4 protein-coding genes are annotated in these 1,805 nt (G+C 61.5%); 2 read left to right on the top strand and 2 right to left on the bottom strand.

The genetic code is table 11. From position 1 onward, the window contains the following. A partial coding sequence (locus tag AC1DT3_RS19870) for a YdcF family protein (RefSeq protein ID WP_477466938.1) occupies window positions 1–255 on the top strand: 255 nt, incomplete at its 5' end. Here the strand turns inward: AC1DT3_RS19870 and AC1DT3_RS19865 are convergent. Further along, entirely contained in the window at window positions 252–515 is a 264-nt protein-coding gene (locus AC1DT3_RS19865) for a DUF3253 domain-containing protein (protein ID WP_477466937.1), read from the bottom strand. The two genes, AC1DT3_RS19870 and AC1DT3_RS19865, sit on opposite strands and share 4 nt — an antisense overlap. Then, the gene (locus AC1DT3_RS19860) at window positions 502–1,200 is read right to left on the bottom strand and encodes a DUF599 domain-containing protein (RefSeq protein WP_477466936.1); all 699 of its coding nucleotides are present in this window, start codon (window positions 1,198–1,200) and stop codon (window positions 502–504) included. Before AC1DT3_RS19860 ends, AC1DT3_RS19865 begins: the two co-directional genes overlap by 14 nt. 66 nt (window positions 1,201–1,266) lie before the next feature. Here AC1DT3_RS19860 and AC1DT3_RS19855 point away from each other — a divergent pair, with 66 nt between their 5' ends. Then, complete coding sequence (locus tag AC1DT3_RS19855) at window positions 1,267–1,671, top strand: rhodanese-like domain-containing protein (RefSeq protein ID WP_477466935.1); 405 nt, start codon at window positions 1,267–1,269, stop codon at window positions 1,669–1,671. Window positions 1,672–1,805 lie beyond the last annotated feature (134 nt).

Raw genomic sequence — 1,805 nt, 5'->3', positions numbered from 1 at the left:
CGATGGCTGCTCGTGACATCCGCATGGCATATGCCGCGCGCGGTCGGCGTATTTCGTCAGGCCGGGTTTTTCGTCACGCCTTATCCCGTCGATTTCCGTACGAGCGCGGATTCGGGTATCAACAAGCCGTTCGCCTTCGTGTCCGATGGATTGCGTCGGCTCGACGTGGCGACGAAGGAATGGGCCGGCCTGATCGCGTATCGCCTTGCCGGACACATGACGGACCTGTTCCCGGCGCCGACGCCGAGCCCTTAAGTTTCAGGCGACAACGTCAGCCTGTAGATCCCTTTGAAGTCGTCGGGATCGGCGGGGCGGCCTTTGCGCAGAATGACGATCCTGCCGTCTTTCATCAATCGTATCGCCGTCTGGCGTACAACGGGCATCAGCGGCCCCCACTGATCCGGATGATCGCCTCCGACGGTGCGCGCCACTTCCGTCGGATCGACGTTCTTGCCGACCCCGCGCTGCGTGACGAGTTCGAGCATCGCGGCTTCAATGTCTTCAATGCTCGCCATGTTTAACTCCCAACGCGGCGGCCCGCGCGTCCGAAACAAATTGCCGGCGCCACATCACGAACAGAACCGCMGCCGTCGCGGCCATGAAGAGATAGACGCTCAAGAACCAACCGAGATAGGCGATCGAGAAGAAAAAAGCCCGTTGCCCACGGTTGAAGTGTTTTCCGGCAACAGCGTTCATGGCCGCTGCCTGACGGGCGACGGCGAGTGCTTCGTCGTGATTGTCGGCCCGCAGCACGGGGACTGCACCAACGATGATCGCCATATAGTTGAACAGACGATACGCCCACGCGAACTTGAAGAATGCGTACACGAAGATCACCGTCAATCCGACGACTTTCAATTCCCAGGCGAGGCGCGYCGGCTGAATGTCGAACGGCAGATCCGCGAAGACGGGAAGGACGACGTCGGCCGAGCGAAACAGCGTCAAGGCGCCGCCCACGGCTATCAGCGATGTGGATGCGAAGAACGCCGTACCGTTCATCAGGGAGGCCATGATCGTCGTATCGACGATGCGGTTCTCGCGCACGACGAGTTGCTCCATCCAGCGATAGCGGTACTGGTTCATGGTGCGGTTGAGACTATGCCGCCCGGCCTGAGTCATCTCGACGGCGAAATGATAGCCGAGCCACGCTGCGACAAAGAAAATCAGCGCTCCGTAATCGAGGATGGAAAACCCCAGCACCGTCACCTCCGGTTGACTCTTCGCCCATCATGCCCAGTTTTCCAAAGACCTCAATCGGAGGACGGCATGACCCAGACGATAACACGCGGCTACAAGGCGCTTCTCGATGAGGCCAACGCCAAGGTCAAGACGTTGACCCCGCAGGACGCGCTCGCGCTGAAAGACCGGGAGAACGTCCTCTTCGTCGATCTGCGGGATCCGCGGGAGTTGGAACGCGAAGGCAGGATTCCCGATGCGTTTCACTGCCCGCGCGGCATGCTCGAATTCTGGATCGACCCGGAAAGCCCGTATCACAAGCCGGTCTTCGCTCAGGACAAGACGTTCGTGTTCTTCTGTGGCGGAGGCTGGCGATCAGCGCTCGCTGCCGCCACGGCGCAGGAGATGGGCCTTACACCCGTCGCCCATGTGGAGGGTGGCTTCAAGGCATGGAAGGAAGCCGGCGGCCCGGTCGAGGGCGGAGCGTCTTCCTAGAGCGTGTCTCTGACACCGAAGGTGTTGGAGACCGCTTCGGGCTCCGCCTCGCTCGTCTGGACGCGATCGACCTTCGAGCCCCGCGGTCCCTCCCGGCACGCATGCAACATGCCGTCGATCGCGGTCGACGATCC

The organism is Microvirga sp. P4_G7 (assembly GCF_056401005.1).
Note: the sequence above shows the minus strand (reverse complement) of the source record. Positions and strands in the feature narration are given on the sequence as shown.

Coding starts and splice junctions, on each gene's coding strand:
- AC1DT3_RS19865 (WP_477466937.1), bottom strand. CDS start 515: ATGGCGAGCATTGAAGACATTGAAGCCGCGATGCTCGAACTCGTCACG.
- AC1DT3_RS19855 (WP_477466935.1), top strand. CDS start 1,267: ATGACCCAGACGATAACACGCGGCTACAAGGCGCTTCTCGATGAGGCC.